The organism is Pelomonas candidula, assembly GCF_043555985.1.
Classification (GTDB): Bacteria; Pseudomonadota; Gammaproteobacteria; order Burkholderiales; family Burkholderiaceae_C; genus Pelomonas; species Pelomonas candidula.
Genome location: NZ_JBIGIC010000001.1, coordinates 64,979 through 84,950 on the forward strand (window position 1 = coordinate 64,979; position 19,972 = coordinate 84,950).

Sequence of the window (19,972 nt, forward strand, 5' to 3'; positions counted from 1 at the left end):
GCGCCCCCGCCAGGCCTGCCCGTCCCGGACACCCTTCATGCCATCTGCCACGATGCTTCGTTCGCTGCTCGCCCTGCTCTCCCTCGCCGCCGCGGCGACTGTGGCGCTTGGCCAGGCCGCGCCGCCGGTCAAGCCGACGCCGGCGCCCGTGATCATCCAGCCCCGCTTCGTCGTGCCCGACGCCAGCCAGCCGCTCAGCCTGCAGCGCGTGGACGTGCAGACCGTGCTGGCCGGCTCGCAGGCGCAGACGCGCATCGAGCTGGTCGTGCACAACCCGAACGCGCGCGTGCTGGAGGCAACGTTGGAGTTCCCGCTCGCCGACGGCCAGGGCGTGGCCGGCTTCGCGCTGGACATCAACGGCGAACTGGTCAGCGCCGTGCCGGTGCCCAAGGACAAGGGCCGCCAGGTCTTCGACGACGTGACCCGCCAGCGCGTGGACCCGGCGCTGCTGGAGCGCACCGCGGGCAACAGCTTCAAGCTGCGCATCTACCCGCTGCCGGCCGGCGGCGAACGCCGCGTGCTGCTGCAGCTGACCGAGACGCTACACGCCGACGCCAAGGGCCTGTGGCACTGGCGGCTGCCGCTGGACTTCGGCCAGCCCATCGTCCGTTTCGACGGCCGCATCGCGCTGCGTGGCGCCACGGGCAAGCCGCAGGCACTGGGCGCGCTGGACGGCGCCGAGCACTTCGCCAACGCCGACGAGGCCGGCCTGCAGATCCAGCGCCAGAACTGGCGCCCGCACGGCGCGCTGGTGGTCGGCTGGAAGGCCGGTGCGGCCGACAGCAGCGTCGTGCAGGCCTTCGCCGGCAGTGCCTATGGCTACGCCGAGCTGACCGTGGACACCGCCCGCGGCGCGCCGAAGCCGCCGCGCGAGCTGAACCTCGTCTGGGACGCCTCCGGCTCCGGCGCGCAGCGCGACCACGCCCGTGAGTTCGCGCTGCTGGACGCCCTCTTCGCCGCCGCCCGCGACGTGCGCGTGCAACTCACCGTCGCGCGCGACGCGGCCGAGCCCGCCGCCACCTTCGACGTGAAGGCCGGCGACTGGAGCGTGCTGCGCAAGCGGCTGGAAACCGTGCCCTACGACGGTGCCACCAGCGCCGCCGCCTGGGGTGCCGGCTTCGGCCCGGCGCGGGACGGCGCGCTGACGCTGCTGTTCAGCGACGGCCTGGCCAACTGGCCCGACATCACGGCCGCACCGACCGGGCCGCTCGCCCCCGTATTCGCCTTGACGGCCGCCGCCCGCATCGACTCGGCCCGCCTGCGCCGCCTGGCCGAAACCCAGGGCGGCCGCCTCGTCGACCTGAACCGCCTCGACACCCCCGCCGCGCTCGACGCGCTGATCCGCCCGGCGCTGCGCCTGGCCGACGTGCGCGCCGACGGCGCCGAGCAGGTCGTCACCGCGTCGCAGCAGCCCGAGGACGGCCGGCTGCTGATCGCCGCGCGGCTGACGGCGCCCACCGCCACACTGCAGCTGACGCTGGTGGACGCGCAAGGCCGCCGCGTGCCGCGCACGCTGACCTTCACCGCTCCACCTGCGGCGAAGAACCCGGCCGACGAAGACGCCGCCGTGCCGCTGGCCGCGCGCCGCTGGGCCGAGCTGCGCAGCGCCGAGCTGGAAGCCGACCGGCCACGCCACCGCGCCGAGATCCGCCGCCTGGGCGAGCAGTTCCGCCTCGTCGGCCCCGAGACCTCGCTGATCGTGCTGGACAACCTGGCCGACTACATCCGCTACGAGATCGTGCCGCCCACCGCCGCGATGCGCGCGGCCTACCAGCAGCGCGTGGGCCAGCGCGACGCCGAGCGCGGCCAGGCCCGCGAGCGCCAGCTCGACAGCCTGGTGCGCCGCTTCGCCGAGCGCCAGGCGTGGTGGGAGCGCGAGTTCCCGAAGGACGCACCGCCCCCGCCCGTGGCCGCCGTGCCGCCGCCACTGGCGATGGTTCGGCCAACGACCGCCGCCATGGCAGCCGGCATCGTGGCTGAAGACGTTGGCCGCTTCCCTGATGCACGCGTGGCCGAGTCGATGCAACGCATTCCCGGGGTGCCCGCACCGGTGGCCGCGCCCGCGCCGCCACCGGCGGGCAACCAGCTGGAGTCCGTCGTCGTCGCCGGCATGCGCAGCGCAGCGCCTGCCAAGCCAGCTCCTGCCGAAGCCTCCTCCGCCACCATCGCCCTGCGCCGCTGGGAACCCGACGCCGCCTACGCCCGCCGCCTGCGCGAGGCCGGCGACGCCGACCGCTACGCCATCTACCTGGACGAGCGCATCGGCTACACCAGCAGCACGGCCTTCTTTATCGACGCGGCCGAGATCTTCTTCACCAAGGGCCAGCAGGCGCTGGCGCTGCGCGTGCTGTCCAACCTCGCCGAGATGGAGCTGGAGAACCGCCACATCCTGCGCATCCTGGCCTACCGCCTCACGCAGGCCGGCGAGCTGAAGCTGGCCATCCCGCTGCTGGAGCGCGTGCGCGAGCTGGCGCCGGACGAGCCGCAGTCGCACCGCGACCTGGCACTGGCCCTCGCGCAGGCCGGCCAGCCCCAGCGCGCCGTGGACCTGCTGTGGGACGTGGCCGCGCGGCCGTGGGACGGCCGCTTCGCCGAGATCGACCTCATCGCACTGACCGAGCTGAACGCCATCGCCGCGCGCACGCCCGGCGTGGACCTGGGCCGCGTCGACGCGCGCCTGCGCCGCAACCTGCCGCTGGACCTGCGCGCCGTGCTGGCCTGGGACGCCGACAACACCGACATCGACCTCTGGGTCACCGACCCCAACGGCGAGAAGGCCTTCTACGGCCACCGCCTGACGCGGCAGGGCGGCGCGATGTCGCGCGACTTCACCGGCGGCTACGGCCCCGAAGAATTCTCGCTGCGCAAGGCCAAGCCCGGCCGCTACGAAGTGCGCGCGCAGTTCTACGGCCACCGCCAGCAGCTGGTGTCGCCGTACACGACGCTGATGCTGTGGCTGGCCACCGGCTACGGCACGCCGGGCCAGAAGGACGAGCGCGTCGTGCTGCGGCTGTCGGGCCGGGGCGACCAGGTGCTGGTCGGCACGTTCGACGTGGCAGCGCCGGCGGGCGGCGACGCGAAGTAGCCTAGGACGGGCGCAGCGGGAAGCGTACCGGCGCGGCGTAGGCGGGGTCCATCTCGCCGCGCCAGGTACGGATCAGCAGCGCATCGCCGTCCAGCGTCAGGCGCTCGCGGATGCCGGCTTCCACCGGCTGGCGCGCCCACCAGGCCGCGCGCCCGGCGGGTGCCTGGGCGTTGAGTTGCTGGCTGAGTTCGAGCGCGGCCTGGTAGAGCGCCAGGTCTGCCTGGCGCAGCGCGTATCGCCCGAAGGCCGGACGGCCGACCTCCACGAGCACCTGCCCCAGGGTATTGCGCCAGCGCAGATACCGCCACCACGAGGCATCCGGCTCGGCCTGGCTGCGCACGGCGCGCGCCAGCGCCGGGCCCTGCAGATGACCGTACAGGCGCAGGTCCGCCAGCCAGTAGGCCGCCGTGGCCTGCGCCGTCAGCTCGGGCAGGTAGCCCAGGTGATGGCGGCCGGCCCAGGCCTGCAGCGGGCCCGGGTCCGTGCTGAACATCTGCTCGCCATGCCCGAGCAGGTCGACCGTTGTCTCGCGCTGCCAATGCGATTCCGCCGCCATCCAGGCACGGGGCGTCAGCAGCCGTGCCGGCATCTGCGCCATCCAGGCTGATGGCAGCGCATAGCCCCGCGGTCGCTGCGCCGACCACTGCGCCAGCAACTGCTGCTGCCGCGTCGCCCAGCTCCAGGCCACGGCCTGGCCGACCAGGGTCTGAGCACCGGAGGCGAACAGCCGCAGCAGCGCATCCGCCTGCGCCCACGCGGCCTGGGCCTGCTGCGCGTCCGGCGCCAGCACGGCCGCGATCTGCAGCCAGCGCATGCAGGCCGACACCGGCGCGAACTGCGGCAGGGGCATGGCGTCGTAGGGTTTTGCATCCGCCGGCCGCTCCCGGCGCACAGGCATCGGCTCCTGCCAGGCCTGCTTGCCCGCCAGCGCCCAGCAACGCTCGCCGAACGTCCGCGCCCCGTTCATCTGCACCATCAACGCCGCGGCGGACGCGCGCCACCGCGCCAGGCAGTCGGCCTTGCCGGCATTGCAGTTCCAGTCGTCCCCGGTCGGCAAGGGCAGCCGCTTCGCGGCGGCATCCACGTCACCTCGCCATACGCGCTGACCCCAGGCGTTCGGGGACTCGCCCTCGGGCGCCTGCAACCCCTGGCCATCGAAGAAGGCGTTATCCGCGGCCGCCAGCGTCACGGCCTGCGGCTGCAGCTCCGCCGGCACCGGCTGCGGCGCTGCATCGGCCCAGCCGACATTGCAGACCACCCACGCTGCCACCAGCAGCAGCGGCGGCATCAGGCACCACAGCAACACCTTGAACGCCAGGCGCATGTCAGGCTCTCCCTTTTGGGCGCGCAGCATACGGCCGCCCAGGCCATGGCATTCCTACCGTTTCAGGTTCCCCCGATGGCGCCCGCTGGGCATACTCGGCTGTGGTGAGTTCCGTCCCCACGTCCACCCCGCCCCCCGAGCTGCCGCACGGCGCGCGGCGCGTGGCGTGGCTGCTGCTCGCGATGGCAACACTGCTGGCGGCACTGGCGCTGTTCGCCGTCACGGCGATGTCGGCGGCGCGGGCCTACGTGGCCGGCGAGAGCCAGTGGTCGCGCGCGCAGAAAAGCGCCACGCTGGCACTGCTGGCCTATCTGCAGTCCGGCAACGAGGCGGAGTTCAAGGTCTACGAACGCGAGATCGCCGTGCCGCTGAACGACCGGCGCGCCCGCGACGCGATGGACCGCGGCAGCGCCCACGACGACGAGGCGCGGGCCAGCTTCGTCGCGGCGCGCAACCACGCCGACGACGCGCCCGGCATGGTCCGGCTCTACCACTGCTGCCGCAGCCTGCCCTTCATGGCCAAGTCCGTCGCCGCCTGGCGCGAGGGCGACGAGCTGATTGCCGAACTCGCCGAGCTGGCCGGCCAGGCGCGCAGCCTGCCGCCCGACGCCCGCGCCGCGCTGCAGGCCCGCGTGCTGGCCGTGGATGCGCACCTGACGCCGCTTGAGCAGCGTTTCTCCGACAGCCTGGGCGAGGCCGCGCGGCTGACGTCGAACGCGCTGATCGGCGTGCTGATCGTCAGCACGCTGCTGTTCGGCCTGGCCGCCGCCGGCCTGGTGCTGCGGCGTGCCCGCGAGGACCAGGCCGCCTCGCAGGCCGTGCTGCGCAGCGAGGCGCTGTTCCGCTCGCTGTGGGAGACCAGCATCGACGGCACGCTCATCATCGATGCCGACAGCCGCATCCGCCTCGCCAATCCGGCCATGCACACGATGCTGGGACATGTGCCGGGCAGCCTGGTGGGCCAGCCGCTGGCGGCGCTGCAGCCCGAGGCGTTGCGCGCACCGCACGTGGCGGGCCTGGCACGTCATCTCGCGACCGGCGAGAAGCGCCTGGACTGGCGCGGCGTCGAGACGCTGGCGCGCCATGCCGACGGGCGTGACCTGCCGGTGGAGATTCGCTTCGCCCGCTTCGAGCTCGACGGCGAGGCGCTGTTCGTCGGTTTCATGCGCGACCTCTCGGAGCGCCGCGCCGCCGAGCGCGTGGCCGCCGAGCACCGGCGGCTGCAGGAGGCGGACCGCGCCAAGTCCGAGTTCCTCGCGCGCATGAGCCACGAGCTGCGCACGCCGCTGAACGCCATCCTCGGCTTCACCGACCTGCTGCGCGGCGGCCGCAGCGGCCCGGTCAACCCGGAGCAGGTCCGTCAGCTGGGCTTCGTGTCCAGCTCGGGCCGCCACTTGCTGGCTCTCATCAACGACCTGCTGGACCTGTCACGTGTCGAGGCCGGCCGCACGGAGCTGAGCGTCGCACCGCTGGACGTGGCCGAGGTCGCCGCCGAGGTGGCCGGCCAGCTGCGGCCGCTGGCCGAGTCGCGCGGCCTGCGGCTGGTGCTGGCGATGACCTCGCCGCTGCCCTGGCACGGCGACCGCCTCAAGCTGGCCCAGGTGCTGCTGAACCTCGTCGGCAACGCGATCAAGTTCGGCCAGCAGGGCGACATCGAGATCGGCGCCCGGCGCGACGGTGAGCGCCTCGTCATCGCCGTGCGCGACCATGGCCCCGGCGTGCCGGAGGAACACCGCGTGCTGCTGTTCCAGCCCTTCCGTCAGCTGGAGGGCGGCGTCGCCCATGCGCAGGAGGGCACGGGCCTGGGCCTGTACCTGAGCGCCCAGCTGCTGCACCTGATGAACGGCCGCATCCGCCACGAGCCGGCCGAAGGCGGCGGCTCGCGCTTCATCGTCGAACTGGACCCACTCCCATGACGACACACGTGCTGCTGGTCGAGGACAACGACGTCAACGCCTACCTCGCGCGCTACGTGCTGGAGGACGCCGGCTTCGAGGTCGAGTGGGTGACCGACGGCGAGCAGGCGCTGGCCGCCGCGGCGGCGCGCCGGCCCGACATCATCCTGATGGACCTGCGCATGCCGGTGATGGACGGCTACGAGGCCACGCGCCGGCTCAAGGCCGACCCGGCGCTGCGCGACGTGCCGGTGCTGGCCATGAGCGCCCAGGCCCTCCCCGAGGAGAAGGCCCGCGCGCTGGCCGCCGGCTGCTCGGCCCACCTGGGCAAACCCATCGACGTGGCCCGGCTGGCGGAGCAGGTGCGGGCATGGCTGAAATGAAGCCCCTCGCCGGCCCGCAATTCAGCGCGAGTGCCTCAGCCTCGATTCAATCTTGTGCGACCTTCACCAGCAGCGTGCCGCGCCCGATGACGCAGGGGTGGGCGTGGCGCACGGTGGCGCGGCCGTCGGCGTGGAACAGCCAGCCGCCCAGCGTGGCATTCCACTCGACGCTGGCGACGCGCCAGTGCAGCACCAGGTCCTGCTCGGCGAACACCGGCGCCTTGAAGGCGAAGTTGAAGTTCAGGCACAGCAGCTCGCGCTCCTGGCCATCGTCGCTGCGGGAGAAATGGCTGGCCAGCAGGCCGATCATCTGTGCCGTCGTCTGCTGGCCGCTGGCGATGATCTCGCCATGGCGGGCGCGCTGCGCCGCCTGCACGTCGTGGTGCAGCGGGTTGGTGTCGCCCGTCACGCGGGCGAAGGTGGCGATGTCTTCGCGCGTGAAGCGAACGAGGCGCTCGCAGGTCTCGCCCACGCGGACCAGTGGGGGTGACTCAATGTCGACAAGAGGGGTGTCCATACTGCTTTCTCCCGGGCGCCCCGTAACGGGGCATTCAGCGGCCAAAGCGCGTGCCTGCGGGGGGCGCAAGCAATCGCGATGCCAATGTCCGGAACGTTAGCGCAAGGTGTGTGACGGGATCGAGACGCGGTGCAGCCGGTTTGGTGGACAGGCATCTACCCGCTGCGCTGGTAGCGGCCTCACCAGGCCAGGCGGCGACCGTCGTAGTTGAAGAAGCTGCCGCTGTCCGCCGGCTTCACGCTGGCCAGCACGGTGCGCATGCCGGCGATGCTGGTGGCGGTGTCGATGTCGGCACCGGCGCCGCCCATGTCGGTGCGCACCCAGCCGGGGTGGAAGCTGATGACGGTGGCCTGGCCCGCCAGCACCAGCGACGCGTCCTTCATGACCGAGTTGGCCGCCGCCTTGGACGCGCGGTACAGCCAGCCTGCCGTGCTGCTGCGCAAGCCGATGCTCCCCATCTGCGACGACAGGATGGCCACGCGTGCGCCCGGCGCCAGCGCCTCGGCGATCTGCGGCAGCAGCCGCATCGGGCCCAGCACATTGGTGTGCATGACGGCGTCGAAGTCGGCCGCCGTGGGCGTCTCCAGCCCGCTCGTGCGCGGGCCGTAGACGCCGGCGTTGATGACGACGACATCGAAGCGCTCGCCGTCGATGAGCCAGGCCAGGCCCGACACGCTGGCCGCATCGGCCACATCGAGCTTCAGCGCTCGGGCGCCCTGCTCGCCCAGGCGCTGCAGCCCCGCATCGTCGCGCGCCGTCGCCGTCACACGGGCGCCTGCAGCGCGGTACTGGTGCACGAACTCGAAGCCGAGGCCGCGCGACGCGCCGATGATGAGGACGTTCATGGTTTGGTCAACGCCAGCTTGGCGGCCAGCAGGGTGAAGAGGCCGGCGCCGCCGAGATTCAGCGCCCGACCGATGCCCGGGCGGGTCGGCAGGCGGCGAGCCATCGCGGTCAGCCCCACGAGGGCCAGCGAGAACAGGCCGCCCTGCACGACGAACCACAGGCCCAGGAACACGAAAGCCCCGGTCTTGTGCGGCGCATCGGTGTCGATGAACTGCGGCAGCAGTGCCAGATAGAACAACGCAACCTTGGGGTTGAGCGCGTTGGTCAGGAAGCCCTGCCAGACGCCGCGCCGGAAGGTCAGCGGCACCACGTCGGCCGTGTTTTCTGCGACCACGGGCGGCCGCAGGCCGGCGCGGGCCATGCCCCAGGCCACGTAGAGCAGGTAGGCCGCGCCCGCCAGCTTCACGACGGCGAACGCCTGGGCCGAGGCCGCCAGCAGCGCTGCCAGCCCGAAGGCCGCCGCGAAGGTATGGAACACGCAACCCAGATTGATGCCCAGCACCACCGCCGCGCCGGCGCGCCACCCCGACCGCAGCGTGGCACCGATGGTCAGCGCCATGTCGACGCCGGGCGTGGCGTTGAGGACGAAGACGGTGGCGGCAAAAAGGGGAAGGTCGTGGGTACCGAGCATGGTCAGAGGCGGGGGTCGATGCCAGGGCATCTAGTGTCGTTGAGCCGTCCAAGACGCTGTCTGTTGTGCCCATTGCCGCCTGAAGTCGTCGAGCTGCTGCGCCAACGCGGCTGGCGTGAGCCCGGTACCGTTCGCCGGCAAGCCCGACTTTCTCTTGTAGAACAGCTTGCGGACCACGACCCCGCCATCCGCCACGGTGACGGTCTGGCAATCCTCCTTCATGTGCGCACGCCAGCAGGTCAGTTCATAGCTTGGCAACACTGGCAGTTCGAGGTGGTGGCTGCCGGGCGGTAGGGAAACCGCACTCAACGCGCCTCGTTGCTGCGAAGCCGTCAGCCAGCGCACGCCGAATCGGCGCTCGTCCGTCCCGCCAGTCAGCCGCACCTCTGCGCCGGCCGATCCCGCCGACGGCTGCAGTTCCGCCTGCACCGTGGAGCCTGGCGCACCCGGCGCCAGCTCGACATCGAGGCTGAGCCACAACCGCCCGCCCGTGCCCGCAGTCGGCACGATGGCCAGCCTCCAGAGCATGGTTTCATTGCCACGATCGAGCGGATGGGGCAGCTCGGTCCTGGCAGCCGCGACATCCCCGCCGTCCCGAGACAGCGAAAAAACGAAGGCCTCGCACGCACCACCCGCGGTGAGTCGGGGCAGGTCCGGGTCGGCCACGCGGACGAGGGTTTCGCTCTGCGCCGACTCCTTGATCAGCGCGCCAAAGCGCTCGCCGTCGATCACCCGGCCTTGGGCATCCTTCGGGAGCTGCTGCGCAGCCATCCAACGCCGCGACGCCCAGCGCCCCCGCGTCTGGTCGAGGCGCTCCTGCGGCGTGCTCGGCCGCGCGAACACCAGCAGGCGCTGCCCGACCGTCACGTCGCCCTGCAGTGGCAGCACCGCCTCAATCTCGGCTTCGCCGCGCCCCTTGAACAACCGCTCCACCGTGAAGCGGACCGGAATTGACCGGTTCCACACGTCACCCGGGGCGTTGAGCTCCTCGCCGACCGCCTGCACGCGACCAATCCAGACCGCGGAAGCCGCCTCGAGCTTGCGCTGTGTCACCTCCTGAACGTCCTGGATTGGCACGGCGCATTGAAAGGCCCAGGCGGCGTCGCCGCCGACGGCGATCAGCGCCAGCCACAGACCCAGGTCTCGGAGCCGGCGCCTGTTCATCGCCTAGAGCATTTCCACGGCCAGCGCCGTCGCCTCGCCACCCCCGATGCACAACGCCGCCAGACCCTTCTTGAGCCCGCGCGCCTTCAGCGCGCCCAGCAGCGTGACGATGATGCGCGCGCCGCTGGCGCCGATCGGGTGGCCCAGCGCCACCGCGCCGCCGTTGACGTTGACGATGTCGTGCGGCAGCTTGAACTCGGCCATCGCGGCCATCGTGACGGCGGCGAAGGCTTCGTTGACTTCCCACAGGTCCACCTGACTGGCCTGCCAGCCGGCCTTGGCCAGCGCCTTCTGGATGGCGCCGACCGGGGCGGTCGTGAACCAGTCCGGCGCCTGCGCGTGCACAGCGTGGCTGACGATGCGGGCGATGGGCTGCAGGCCGCGCGCCTTGGCCGTGCTCTCGCGCATCAGCACCAGCGCGGCAGCGCCGTCGGAGATGCTGGACGACGTGGCGGCGGTGATGGCGCCGTCCTTCTTAAAGGCGGGCTTCAGTGTCGGGATCTTGTCGAGCTTGGCCTTGAAGGGCTGCTCGTCGAACTTGACGACGGTGTCGCCCTTGGGCGAGCTGATCGTCACGGGTGCCATCTCCCAGTCGAAGGCGCCGCTCTCGTTGGCGGCCTTGGCGCGCTGCGTGGACGTGATGGCGTACTGGTCCATCGCCTCGCGGCTGAAGGCGTACTTGGCCACGCACTGCTCGGCGAACACGCCCATGGCCTTGCCGCGCTCGTAGGCGTCTTCGAGGCCGTCGATGGCCATGTGGTCGTACATCTGCGCCACGCCGTACTTCACGCCCTTGCGCGCGAACATCAGGTGGGGCGCGTTGGTCATGCTCTCCATGCCACCGGCCACGATGACCTCGGCGGAGCCCGCGGCCAGCATGTCGTGGCCGAACATGACGGTGCGCATGCCGGAGCCGCACATCTTGCTCAGCGTGACGGCGCCGGCGGAGTCGGGCAGGCCGGCACGGCGCACGGCCTGGCGGGCGGGCGCCTGGCCCTGGCCGGCCATCAGGCAGTTGCCCATCAGCACTTCATCGACGGCGTCGCCCGGCACGCCGGCACGTTCGACGGCGGCCTTGATGGCCGTGGCGCCCAGTTCCCAGCCGGCGAGGCCGGCGAAATCACCCAGCAGGCCGCCGATGGGGGTGCGGGCGGCGGACACGATGACGACGGGATCGGACATGGCAGTCTCCTGAGTTGAAAGCGATGCCGGCATTTTGCTCGCTTTGATTGACGTTCACGTCAATCGCGCCAAAGCCGGTACGCCCAGAAGGCTTCCTCGGTGGCGATGCGACGGCGCAGGTCCTCGGGGCTGAAGCCGGTGAGGCGGCGCGTCTCGCGGCACAGGTGGGACTGGTCGGCGTAGTCGCTGCCGGCGGCGATGTCGGCCCAGTTGACGGCGCCACCGCCCTCGGCCGCGGCCACCGCGTAGAAGGCGCTCTCGGCGCGCGACACCGCACGCAGCTCGCGCATCGGCAGGCCGGCCCAGGCCTTGATGCGGCGCTCCAGCTGGCGCAGGCTGCGGCCGGCAGCGCTGGTGGCGGCGCGCACGGCCAGCGCCTCGGTCCACGCGGCGTAGCGGTGGCCAGGCTGCTGTGCGCCGAGCGCATGCCAGCGCGGCACCATGAAGGCTTCGAGCAGCTGCAGGCGCGCCGCGTCGTCGGCCGCGGCGGACATCGCGTCAAGCCATGGCCGCCAGTCGGGCGGCAGCAGCTCACGCGCATCAACGACGCGGTTGACGTGCCGGTCCAGCGCGATGCCGGTCAGCGCCGCGAACGCGTCCGGCAGCATCAGCAGCTTGAAGGCGCACATCGCGCCCGGGTTGCGCGTGTGCGTGGGCAGCGTGAAAGGCCCGCCGAACTGCACCGGCGCGAACTGCCGGTCGGGCGGCGGCACGGAGAAGCCTGGCGCCTCCAGCCACTCGCTGCAGCCCTCGGCCCACCAGAACAGCTGCACCAGCGGCGTCGCGGGGAAGTAGTTCTCGCGCTCGACGGCGCTCAGCGCGCGGCCACGGGTGTCCCGCATCATCACGGCGCGCACGCAGCCGGCCAGGGCCAGCGGCGGGAGCCAGAGACGGGTGCCTGCGTCGGTCATGCGGTCAGTGTCGCATTCGTTCAAGACCCGATCCTTCGCGAGGGCGCAGCATTCGGTCATGACTGCACTGACCTGGAACGACCTCCCGAGCCGCCCCACCCGCTGGTGGGGCTTCCCGGTGCTGATGGCGATGCGGCGCGACTACCTCGCCGTCATCACCGCGCAGCGCTCGCTGGGCGACCTGGTGGCCCAGCGCATCCTCGGCGAGCGTGGCGTGGACGTGTTCGACCCCGAGCTGCTGCGCGCCATCATGGTGGACCACGCCGACGCACTGGTGCGCTGGCAGCGCGGGCCTGAGGTGTTCGCCGAGCTGATGGGGCAGTCGGTGCTCGTCACCGAGGGCGCGACGTGGCAGCGCCAGCGCCGCATGCTGATGCCCGCATTCACGCCGAAGCGCGTGGCCGGCTACGCGACGCTGATGACCGAGGCCGCCGTGCAGGGGCTGGACGCGGTGAAGGTTGACAAGGCTGGCGGCGAGGTCGCGATGGACGCCCTCTTCAGCCACCTGACGATGGACGTGATCTCGCGCACGCTGTTCAGCACGCCCATCGGCAACGACACGGCCGCCGCGGCCAACGCGGTGCAGGTGCTCAGCGAGACGGCGCTGGCCGAGATGTTCTGGCCCTTCACGCTGCCCGACTGGCTGCCGCTGCCCGGCAAGGCTGCCAAGCGCCGCGCCGGCAAGCTGCTGCATGGGCTGCTGACCGGCCACATCGACGCGCGGCAGTCGTCGGGCGACGAAGGCCGCACCGACCTGCTCGGCATGCTGAAGGCGCTGCGCGACGACACCACCGGCGAGGCGCTGTCGCCGCGCGAGGTGTACGACCAGTGCATGGTCAGCTTCCAGGCCGGCCACGAGACCAGCGCCACAGCGCTGCTGTGGTGGAGCTGGCTGCTGGCGGCCCACCCCGACATCCAGGCCCGGGTGCGCGCCGAGGTCGACACGGTGCTCGCCGGCCGCGTGCCAACAGCAGACGACGCGGGCGCGCTGCCGCTCCTGAGCGCGACGCTGAAGGAAGCGATGAGGCTGTACCCGCCGGTGGCGGCCATGCTGACGCGGCGGCTGACGCGCGACATCACGGTCGGCGGCGTGCGCCTGCCGGCGCGCACGCTGGTGCGCGTGACGCCGTGGCTGCTGCATCGCGACCCGCGCTGGTGGCCGGACGCGCAGGCCTTCAAGCCCGAGCGCTTCCTGCCCGGCTCGGCGCACGAGATCCCGCGCGGCGCCTACATCCCGTTCGGCCTGGGGCCGCGCGTCTGCCTGGGCCAGCATTTCGCCGTGCTGGAGATGACGCTGATCGCGGCGCTGCTGCTGCAACGCTTCGAGCTAAGCCCGGTCGGCACCGAAGCGCCCAGGCCGCGCATGGCGGTCACGCTGCGGCCGGATGCGCCGCTGAAGCTGAAGCTGGTTCAGCGATAGAACGCTTCCACCGTGCCTTTCAGCTTGATGCACAGCGGCCGGCCCTTGCGGTCCAGCGTCTTGCCGGCGGGCACCTTGACCCAGCCTTCGCTGATGCAGTATTCCTCGACGTCCTGACGCTCCTTGCCGTTGAAGCGGATGCCGATGTCGTGCTCGAAGACGGCGGCGACATGGTGGGGGCTGCGCGGGTCGACGCTGAGGTGGTCGGGCAGTTCGGGGCGGTTGGCGGCGGCGTCGGACATGGGAGTTCGGGTGCGTTGAGCAGGGCGCGCATTGTCCTCGAGCCAGGAACACCGGCCCGCGACGCGACCACCGCGCGAGGTGGAAATGCACAGAGCGGCTGCTGACAGCACCTGTCAGCGGTGCGGCCGAGCATGGCGGCCTTCGTCAACGCAGGAGACCGCCATGCAACCCGATTGCCTCATCCTCTACGTGCACAGCCCCGCCGAGAGCGTGCTGTTCTACCGCTCGCTGCTGGGTCGCGAGCCCGTGGAGCAGAGCCCCAACTTCGCGATGTTCATGCTCAACGACAAAACCATGCTGGGCCTCTGGGCGGCGCACGACGTGCAGCCCGCCAGCGGCCAGCGTGGCGGCGGCGCGGAGATCGGCATCACCGTAGGCAGCGACGCCGAGGTGACCGCCGCCGTCGCCGCCTGGAAGGCTTCGGGCTGGCCGGTGCTGCAAGGCCCCACCACGATGGACTTCGGTTTCACGGCCGTGACGGCCGACCCGGACGGTCACCGCGTGCGGGTGTTCCGGCCCACGCAGGGCTGAGCGGCCGGGCACCCCGGGCGACGGCCCCAAGGCTGACGCCGCTATCGCTGCGCGACGGCCAGCCTCACCAGTTCGGCAGCGCGCTGCACATCGTCCGGCGAGTGGAAGCGCACTTCTATCCATGCCGAGTTCGCCGAGCGCGCCGGGTGATGGATCGACCCGGCCGGATGCGACAGCCCCAGGGACGCGATGAGCTTGCGCGTGAGGCGCAGATCGAGCTCGTGATCGTGGTGGAAGTGCGCGAATTCCTTGCCGCGACAGAACAGGGCCGTGCCGCCAGCGACGGGAGATGGCTGCGCCGTCACGCCATCGACACCGGCGAGCAGATCGAGCAGTTGCTGTTTCAGGGCGGCCATGGTCAAGGTGGGAAGAGGGCTCTCGGCGTGACGCCTCATGCGGGAGCGCCGGGGCGCCCGGCACCGCTGCCCCGCTCGGCCGCGGCGAATCGCCGCGACGCATCGTACGGAAACACGTCGTGCACATGCCCCGCCAGGATGCGCTCCTTGTGGACCTGCCAGAAGTCGGCATCCAGCAGGTCAGCATGGTGGCGCATGAAGGCGTCGCGCACCTGGGGGTTGCCGAGCAGGAAGGGAGCGAAGGTCTCGGGGAAGACGTCGCGCGGCGCGACGTGCCACCAGACCTCGCCCGACATCGCTTCCTCCTCGTTGCGCGGCTCGGGCACGCGGCGGAAGTTGCAGTCGGTCAGGTACTCGATCTCGTCGTAGTCGTAGAACACGACCTTGCCGTGGCGGGTCACGCCGAAGTTCTTCCACAGCATGTCGCCGGGGAAGATGTTCGCGGCCACGAGGTCCTTGATCGCATTGCCGTACTCGACGACGACGCGCTCGACCTGCTCCGGCGTCGCGTCCTGCAGGTAGAGGTTGAGCGGCACCATGCGGCGCTCGATGTAGACATGCCTGATGACGAGGTCGTCGCCGCTCTCCTCGATGAGGCTGGGGCAGAAGTGCTTCAGCTCCGCGACGAGCTCGTCGTCGAAGCGCTGGCGCGGGAAGGCGACGCGCGTGTACTCCAGCGTGTCAGCCATGCGGCCCACGCGGTCATGCGCCTTCACGAGCCGGTACTTGGCCTGCACCTGCTCGCGCGTCGTGTCCTTGGGCGCCGGGTAGAAATCCTTGACGACCTTGAAGACGAAGGGATAGCTCGGCAGATCGAACACCAGCATGACCATGCCCTTGATGCCGGGCGCGATGCGAAAGGCGTCGCTGCTGTGCCGCAGGTGGCGCAGGAAGTCCCGGTAGAACAGCGCCTTGCCCTGCTTCTGCAGGCCCAGCGCCGCATAGATCTCCGAGCGCGGCTTGCGCGGCATCAGCGCGCGCAGGAAGGCCACGAAGGCGCTGGGCACTTCCATGTCCACGAGGAAGTAGGCACGCGCGAAGCTGAACAGGCCCAGCAGATCGTCCTCGCCGAACAGCAGCGCATCGACGAAGAAGCGGCCATCGGCCCGCCTCAGGATGGGCAGCGCGAACGCCGTCTCGGTGAAGCCGTTGATGATCCTGCCGACGACGTAGGCGCCCTTGTTGCGGTAGAACAGGCTGGACAGCACCTGCAGCTGGAAGTTGGCCCGCCAGCGGATGTCGCCCAGCCGGTCGAGCACGGCGTCCCGCACGCGCCGCACGTCGGCCTGCAGGTCGACGAACTCGCCGTCCAGCTGGAAGTTGGTGATGCAGCGCTGCAGCGTCGCTTGCAGCGTGTCGGGCGTCGGGTAGTAGGCGCGGTAGGTCGGCGTCGCGGCCGGCTCGTCGTTCTCGATGTACTCGGTCGAGACGGCCGGGCGCACGAAGATGAAATCGTTGTGGAAGTAGGCGTGGTGCAGGATGCGCGTGCACACCGAGTTGAAGAAGGTCTCGGCCAGCTCGGGCTGGTGGTGGTCGGTCAGCAGCCCGATGAAGTGCAGCTTGACCTGCTGCCAGACGTCCATCGACAGCGTGGACGCCGCGAAGCGCTGCTCCAGCAGCTGGCTGGTCTCGGCGACGCGGGTGTCGTAGAACTCGATGCGCTGCGCCTGCGCGCGCTGCTGGCCGGCCCAGTCGCCGCGCTCGAAGCGGGCCTTGGCCTCGGCGGACGTGGCGCGGAACAGCGCGTAGTGATGGTCGAAACCGCCCAGCAGCGCCCGGGCGATCTCGAAGGCGCGGGTGTCCGTGAGCTGCGTCGGGAACACGCGCCCGACCCTGCTCAGGCAGCCGTGGCGTAGCGCTTCTTGACGTTGGCCAGCGCGCGCCGGTAGGCCGGGTCCACGTCCTCGGGGCGGCCCGCCGTCAGCGCGAGGTCTTCCAGCAGGCCGTTGTGCAGGCCGTAGACCCAGCCGTGCACGACGACTTCCTGCCCGCGGTGCCAGGCGTCCTGCACGACCGTCGTGTGGCAGGCGTTGCGGGCCTGCTCCAGCACGTTCAGCTCGCACAGTGCGTCGACACGCCGCGGCTCGGGCACGGTCTCCAGCCATTCGCTGTGCATGTGGCGCACGTCCTGCACGTGGCGTATCCAGTTCTCGACGAGACCCACGCGCAGGTCATACAGCGCCGCGCGCACGCCACCGCAGTTGCTGTGGCCCACGACGATGATGTGGCGCACCTTCAGGTGGTCCACCGCGAACTGCATGACGGACAGGCAGTTCAGGTCCGAGTGCACGACGACGTTGGCGACGTTGCGGTGCACGAAAAGCTCGCCCGGCAGCAGGTCCACCAGCTCGTTGGCCGGCACGCGGCTGTCGGCGCAGCCTATCCACAGGTATTGCGGCGTCTGCTGCTTCAGCAGGCGAGAGAAGAATCCCGGCTCACGGGCCTCGGTGTCGGCGGCCCAGCTCTTGTTCTTGTCGAGCAGGTCTTGCAGTTCGTGGTTGGATGCGTTCGTCATGCCGCCATTTTCTCAGCCAGGAGTTACATCGTCTCCGCAAACAGCTCCCGCCCAATCAGCATCCGGCGGATCTCACTCGTGCCCGCGCCGATTTCGTAGAGCTTCGCGTCACGCCACAGCCGGCCCAGCGGGTACTCGTTGATGTAGCCATTGCCGCCGAATATCTGCACGCCCTCGCCGGCCATCCAGGTCGCCTTCTCGGCCGTCCACAGGATGACCGAGGCGCAGTCCTTGCGCACCTGGCGCACGTGCTCGGCACCCAGCAGGTCGAGGTTCTTGGCCACCGTGTAGGCGAAGCTGCGTGCAGCCTGCAGCACGGTGTACATGTCGGCCACCTTGCCCTGGATGAGCTGGAACTCGCCGATGCTCTGGCCGAACTGCTTGCGGTCGTGGATGTAGGGGATCACGTTGTCCATGACCGCCTGCATGATGCCCAGCGGCCCGCCGGTCAGCACGGCGCGCTCGTAGTCCAGCCCTGACATCAACACCTTGGCGCCGTTGTTGACGCCGCCCAGCACGTTCTCGGCCGGCACCTCGACGTTCTGGAACACCAGCTCGCCCGTGTGCGAACCGCGCATGCCCAGCTTGTCGAGCTTCTGCGCGATGCTGAAGCCCTTCATGCCCTTCTCGATCAGGAAGGCCGTCACGCCGCGCGCGCCCAGTTCGGGCTCGGTCTTGGCGTAGACGACCAGCGTGTCGGCGTCGGGGCCGTTGGTGATCCACATCTTGCTGCCGTTGACGACGTAGTAGCCGCCTTTGTCTTCGGCTCGCAGCTTCATGCTCAGCACGTCGGAGCCCGCGCCCGGCTCGCTCATCGCCAGCGCGCCGACATGCTCGCCGCTGATGAGCTTGGGCAGGTACTTCGCGCGCTGCGCCTCGTTGCCGTTGCGCTTGATCTGGTTCACGCACAGGTTGCTGTGCGCGCCGTAACTCAGGCCCACCGACGCGCTGCCGCGGCTGATCTCCTCCATCGCCACCATGTGCGCGAGGTAGCCCATGTTGGCGCCGCCGTACTGCTCCGGCACAGTGATGCCCAGCACGCCCAGCTCGCCCATCTTGCGCCACAGGTCCATGGGGAACTGGTCGCTGCGGTCGATCTCCGCCGCGCGGGGAGCGATCTCCTCGTCGGCAAACGCGCGCACCGCGTCGCGCAGCGCGTCGATGTCTTCGCCGAGTTGGAAGTTGAGGCCGGGCAGATTCATGCGGGAGTCTCCTGTGCGGCCCGCTAGACGCCCGGTTGTGCCAGGCGCTGCGGGCGCTTGATTGACGTAAACGTCAACTGTAGCAACTCAACCTGAGGCGCCCGCCCGCTGCGGCAGCAGGCGCTGCACCAGCGGGTGGACGATCTTCTTGTCGGTACCCACGGCGAAGAAGGACTCCTCGACGCCCGTGCAGTCGCCCACGCGCACCAGGCCGTCGCGCTCGACGAGCTTGTCGCTCATCAGCGCCGCGGCCGGGAACACGCCCATCCCCGCCGCGCCGAAGGTGGCCAGCAGCGCACTGTCCTCGAACTCGCCGGCCACGCGGCCACGCACGCCGTTGCGCTCCAGCCATTGGTCCAGCCGCACGCGCACGGCGGCGTGCGACGTGGGCAGCAGCAGCGGCACGTCGGCCAGCGACGCCGGGAAGTCGCGCATCGCGGCCGAAGCCCAGCGCGGCGCCGCGAACCAGGCCATCGGCGAACTGCCCAGCTCGTGGCTGTAGACACGCAGATTGGGGTTGGGCGGCGCGGGCCGGTCGGCCAGCACGACGTCCAACCGGTGCAGCGCGAGGTCGCCCAGCAGGTCGTCGAACTCGTCCTCGTGGCACAGCAGGCGCAGGTGCGGCGTGTCGATGATGGGCTGCAGCAGCCGTTGCACGACGAGCTTGGGCAGGCCGTCGGAAATGCCCACCGCCAGGCGCACGGCCGGCGCCGTGGCGGCGTCGCGCACGCGCTCGGGCAGCGTCTCGCCCAACGAGAAGATCTGCTCAGCCACTTCCAGCGCGGCCTGGCCGGCATCGGTCAGCGTCAGGCCGCGGCCGGCAGGCTTCAGCAGCGACGCGCCGAGTGCCTGCTCCAGCTCGCGCACCTGCGTCGATACCGTCTGCACCGACAGGCCCAGCCGCTCGGCCGCACGCGTGAGGCCGCCCTCCTTGGCCACGGCCCAGAAGTAGTAGAGGTGGCGGTAGCTGAAGCTCATGCTCATCGAGTTGACTCCACAAGTTAAGCAGAAGAAAAGCTTCGCCATTCTCTGCTTTTATTTGATGGCTGGCTTGCCTACGCTGAGCCTGTTTTTTACTGGAGGTCTGCCATGCAAACCCGCCCCTACGCCATCGCCATGCCCCATGGCGGTTCCGTCGACCGCAGCACCGCGCACCGCGTGCTGCGCAACACCTACGCGCTGCTGTCGATGACGCTGTTGTTCAGCGCCGCCGTCGCCGGCGCCGCGGTCGCCTTCAACCTGCCCGGCCCCGGGCTGATCCTGACGCTGGTCGCCTACTTCGGCCTGCTGTTCGGCATCCACAAGCTGAAGAACAGCGCAGGCGGCATCGGCCTGGTGTTCGCGCTGACCGGCTTCATGGGCTGGACGCTGGGCCCGCTGCTGACCCGCACGCTGGCGCTGCCATCAGGTGGCCAGGCCGTCATGCTGGCGCTGGGCGCGACCGGAGCAGTCTTCCTGGCGCTTTCGGCCTATGCCCGCACCACCAAGCGCGACCTGTCATGGATGGGCGGCTTCCTGTTCGCCGGCATGGTGGTGGCGATGCTCGCCGGTCTCGCGGCGATCTTCTTCCAGATCCCCGCGCTGGCGCTGACCGTCTCCGCCGTGGTGGCCCTGCTGTCGGCCGGCCTCATCCTGTTCGAGACCAAGCAGATCGTCGACGGCGGCGAGACCAACTACGTGCTCGCCACGGTCAGCCTGTTCGTGTCCATCTTCAACCTGTTCACGAGCCTGCTGCAGTTGTTCGGCTTCGCCGGTTCCGACGACTGA

General features: G+C 70.6%; 19 protein-coding genes. 6 read left to right on the forward strand and 13 right to left on the reverse strand.

Going from position 1 to position 19,972, the window contains the following annotated elements:
* The first annotated feature begins 37 nt into the window (after positions 1-37).
* Positions 38-3,085, forward strand: a complete 3,048-nt coding sequence (locus ACG04R_RS00335; RefSeq protein WP_394405453.1) for a VIT domain-containing protein — start codon at positions 38-40, stop codon at positions 3,083-3,085.
* Between the two features lies 1 nt (position 3,086).
* Here ACG04R_RS00335 and ACG04R_RS00340 read toward each other — a convergent pair whose 3' ends face one another.
* Positions 3,087-4,409 carry a hypothetical protein gene (locus ACG04R_RS00340; RefSeq protein WP_394405455.1) on the reverse strand — a complete coding sequence of 441 codons (1,323 nt, stop codon included), beginning with the start codon at positions 4,407-4,409 and terminating at the stop codon, positions 3,087-3,089.
* 104 nt (positions 4,410-4,513) lie between these two features.
* Here ACG04R_RS00340 and ACG04R_RS00345 point away from each other — a divergent pair, with 104 nt between their 5' ends.
* The gene (locus ACG04R_RS00345; protein WP_394405457.1) at positions 4,514-6,325 is read left to right on the forward strand and encodes a PAS domain-containing sensor histidine kinase; all 1,812 of its coding nucleotides are present in this window, start codon (positions 4,514-4,516) and stop codon (positions 6,323-6,325) included.
* Positions 6,322-6,687, forward strand: a complete 366-nt coding sequence (locus ACG04R_RS00350) for a response regulator (protein WP_394405459.1) — start codon at positions 6,322-6,324, stop codon at positions 6,685-6,687. The genes ACG04R_RS00345 and ACG04R_RS00350 overlap by 4 nt, the downstream gene beginning before the upstream one ends.
* Before the next feature lie 46 nt (positions 6,688-6,733).
* On the opposite strand, the gene ACG04R_RS00355 is transcribed toward ACG04R_RS00350, so the two are convergent.
* The 6 genes from ACG04R_RS00355 to ACG04R_RS00380 all read right to left on the reverse strand — a co-directional run bounded on the left by ACG04R_RS00355 (position 6,734) and on the right by ACG04R_RS00380 (position 11,938).
* Positions 6,734-7,204, reverse strand: a complete 471-nt coding sequence (locus ACG04R_RS00355; protein WP_394405460.1) for a MaoC family dehydratase — start codon at positions 7,202-7,204, stop codon at positions 6,734-6,736.
* A gap of 179 nt (positions 7,205-7,383) precedes the next feature.
* On the reverse strand, positions 7,384-8,049 hold the full coding sequence (locus tag ACG04R_RS00360) for an SDR family oxidoreductase (protein ID WP_394405462.1): 666 nt from the start codon (positions 8,047-8,049) through the stop codon (positions 7,384-7,386).
* Entirely contained in the window at positions 8,046-8,681 is a 636-nt protein-coding gene (locus ACG04R_RS00365) for a LysE family translocator (RefSeq protein WP_394405464.1), read from the reverse strand. The genes ACG04R_RS00360 and ACG04R_RS00365 overlap by 4 nt, the downstream gene beginning before the upstream one ends.
* Positions 8,682-8,711: 30 nt before the next feature.
* On the reverse strand, positions 8,712-9,845 hold the full coding sequence (locus tag ACG04R_RS00370; protein ID WP_394405466.1) for a hypothetical protein: 1,134 nt from the start codon (positions 9,843-9,845) through the stop codon (positions 8,712-8,714).
* A 3-nt stretch (positions 9,846-9,848) separates the two neighbouring features.
* Entirely contained in the window at positions 9,849-11,027 is a 1,179-nt protein-coding gene (locus tag ACG04R_RS00375; RefSeq protein WP_394405467.1) for an acetyl-CoA C-acyltransferase, read from the reverse strand.
* Positions 11,028-11,086: 59 nt separating this feature from the next.
* On the reverse strand, positions 11,087-11,938 hold the full coding sequence (locus ACG04R_RS00380; RefSeq protein ID WP_394405469.1) for a helix-turn-helix domain-containing protein: 852 nt from the start codon (positions 11,936-11,938) through the stop codon (positions 11,087-11,089).
* 58 nt (positions 11,939-11,996) lie between these two features.
* On the opposite strand from ACG04R_RS00380, the gene ACG04R_RS00385 reads away from it, so the two are divergent.
* On the forward strand, positions 11,997-13,358 hold the full coding sequence (locus ACG04R_RS00385) for a cytochrome P450 (RefSeq protein WP_394405470.1): 1,362 nt from the start codon (positions 11,997-11,999) through the stop codon (positions 13,356-13,358).
* On the opposite strand, the gene ACG04R_RS00390 is transcribed toward ACG04R_RS00385, so the two are convergent.
* Positions 13,349-13,600 carry a DUF3297 family protein gene (locus tag ACG04R_RS00390; protein ID WP_394405472.1) on the reverse strand — a complete coding sequence of 84 codons (252 nt, stop codon included), beginning with the start codon at positions 13,598-13,600 and terminating at the stop codon, positions 13,349-13,351. The genes ACG04R_RS00385 and ACG04R_RS00390 overlap by 10 nt on opposite strands.
* A gap of 163 nt (positions 13,601-13,763) precedes the next feature.
* On the opposite strand from ACG04R_RS00390, the gene ACG04R_RS00395 reads away from it, so the two are divergent.
* Positions 13,764-14,132, forward strand: a complete 369-nt coding sequence (locus ACG04R_RS00395) for a VOC family protein (protein ID WP_394405474.1) — start codon at positions 13,764-13,766, stop codon at positions 14,130-14,132.
* Between the two features lie 41 nt (positions 14,133-14,173).
* Here the strand turns inward: ACG04R_RS00395 and ACG04R_RS00400 are convergent, their stop codons facing one another.
* From ACG04R_RS00400 to ACG04R_RS00420, 5 genes are all read right to left on the reverse strand, one after another.
* Positions 14,174-14,488, reverse strand: coding sequence for a luciferase domain-containing protein (locus ACG04R_RS00400; RefSeq protein WP_394405475.1), 315 nt, complete (start codon positions 14,486-14,488; stop codon positions 14,174-14,176).
* 35 nt (positions 14,489-14,523) lie between these two features.
* Entirely contained in the window at positions 14,524-16,311 is a 1,788-nt protein-coding gene (aceK, locus tag ACG04R_RS00405) for a bifunctional isocitrate dehydrogenase kinase/phosphatase (protein WP_394405477.1), read from the reverse strand.
* Positions 16,312-16,325: 14 nt separating this feature from the next.
* Entirely contained in the window at positions 16,326-17,003 is a 678-nt protein-coding gene (can, locus tag ACG04R_RS00410; protein WP_394405479.1) for a carbonate dehydratase, read from the reverse strand.
* Positions 17,004-17,026: 23 nt separating this feature from the next.
* A complete protein-coding gene (locus tag ACG04R_RS00415) occupies positions 17,027-18,205 on the reverse strand; it encodes an isovaleryl-CoA dehydrogenase (RefSeq protein WP_394405481.1) in 1,179 nt (392 codons plus the stop codon).
* 87 nt (positions 18,206-18,292) lie between these two features.
* The gene (locus ACG04R_RS00420; RefSeq protein ID WP_394405483.1) at positions 18,293-19,189 is read right to left on the reverse strand and encodes a LysR family transcriptional regulator; all 897 of its coding nucleotides are present in this window, start codon (positions 19,187-19,189) and stop codon (positions 18,293-18,295) included.
* 105 nt (positions 19,190-19,294) lie between these two features.
* Between ACG04R_RS00420 and ACG04R_RS00425 the strand changes: the two genes are divergently transcribed.
* A complete protein-coding gene (locus tag ACG04R_RS00425) occupies positions 19,295-19,972 on the forward strand; it encodes a Bax inhibitor-1/YccA family protein (protein WP_394405485.1) in 678 nt (225 codons plus the stop codon).

Bases quoted from the DNA above. Each gene is read 5' to 3' on its own strand.
- ACG04R_RS00415 (WP_394405481.1), bottom strand. From the start codon at position 18,205: ATGAATCTGCCCGGCCTCAACTTCCAACTCGGCGAAGACATCGACGCG.
- ACG04R_RS00360 (WP_394405462.1), bottom strand. From the start codon at position 8,049: ATGAACGTCCTCATCATCGGCGCGTCGCGCGGCCTCGGCTTCGAGTTC.
- ACG04R_RS00380 (WP_394405469.1), bottom strand. From the start codon at position 11,938: ATGACCGACGCAGGCACCCGTCTCTGGCTCCCGCCGCTGGCCCTGGCC.
- ACG04R_RS00365 (WP_394405464.1), bottom strand. From the start codon at position 8,681: ATGCTCGGTACCCACGACCTTCCCCTTTTTGCCGCCACCGTCTTCGTC.
- can (WP_394405479.1), bottom strand. From the start codon at position 17,003: ATGACGAACGCATCCAACCACGAACTGCAAGACCTGCTCGACAAGAAC.
- ACG04R_RS00375 (WP_394405467.1), bottom strand. From the start codon at position 11,027: ATGTCCGATCCCGTCGTCATCGTGTCCGCCGCCCGCACCCCCATCGGC.
- ACG04R_RS00390 (WP_394405472.1), bottom strand. From the start codon at position 13,600: ATGTCCGACGCCGCCGCCAACCGCCCCGAACTGCCCGACCACCTCAGC.
- ACG04R_RS00355 (WP_394405460.1), bottom strand. From the start codon at position 7,204: ATGGACACCCCTCTTGTCGACATTGAGTCACCCCCACTGGTCCGCGTG.
- ACG04R_RS00400 (WP_394405475.1), bottom strand. From the start codon at position 14,488: ATGGCCGCCCTGAAACAGCAACTGCTCGATCTGCTCGCCGGTGTCGAT.
- ACG04R_RS00385 (WP_394405470.1), top strand. From the start codon at position 11,997: ATGACTGCACTGACCTGGAACGACCTCCCGAGCCGCCCCACCCGCTGG.
- ACG04R_RS00370 (WP_394405466.1), bottom strand. From the start codon at position 9,845: ATGAACAGGCGCCGGCTCCGAGACCTGGGTCTGTGGCTGGCGCTGATC.
- ACG04R_RS00425 (WP_394405485.1), top strand. From the start codon at position 19,295: ATGCAAACCCGCCCCTACGCCATCGCCATGCCCCATGGCGGTTCCGTC.
- ACG04R_RS00350 (WP_394405459.1), top strand. From the start codon at position 6,322: ATGACGACACACGTGCTGCTGGTCGAGGACAACGACGTCAACGCCTAC.
- ACG04R_RS00395 (WP_394405474.1), top strand. From the start codon at position 13,764: ATGCAACCCGATTGCCTCATCCTCTACGTGCACAGCCCCGCCGAGAGC.
- ACG04R_RS00335 (WP_394405453.1), top strand. From the start codon at position 38: ATGCCATCTGCCACGATGCTTCGTTCGCTGCTCGCCCTGCTCTCCCTC.
- ACG04R_RS00420 (WP_394405483.1), bottom strand. From the start codon at position 19,189: ATGAGCATGAGCTTCAGCTACCGCCACCTCTACTACTTCTGGGCCGTG.
- ACG04R_RS00340 (WP_394405455.1), bottom strand. From the start codon at position 4,409: ATGCGCCTGGCGTTCAAGGTGTTGCTGTGGTGCCTGATGCCGCCGCTG.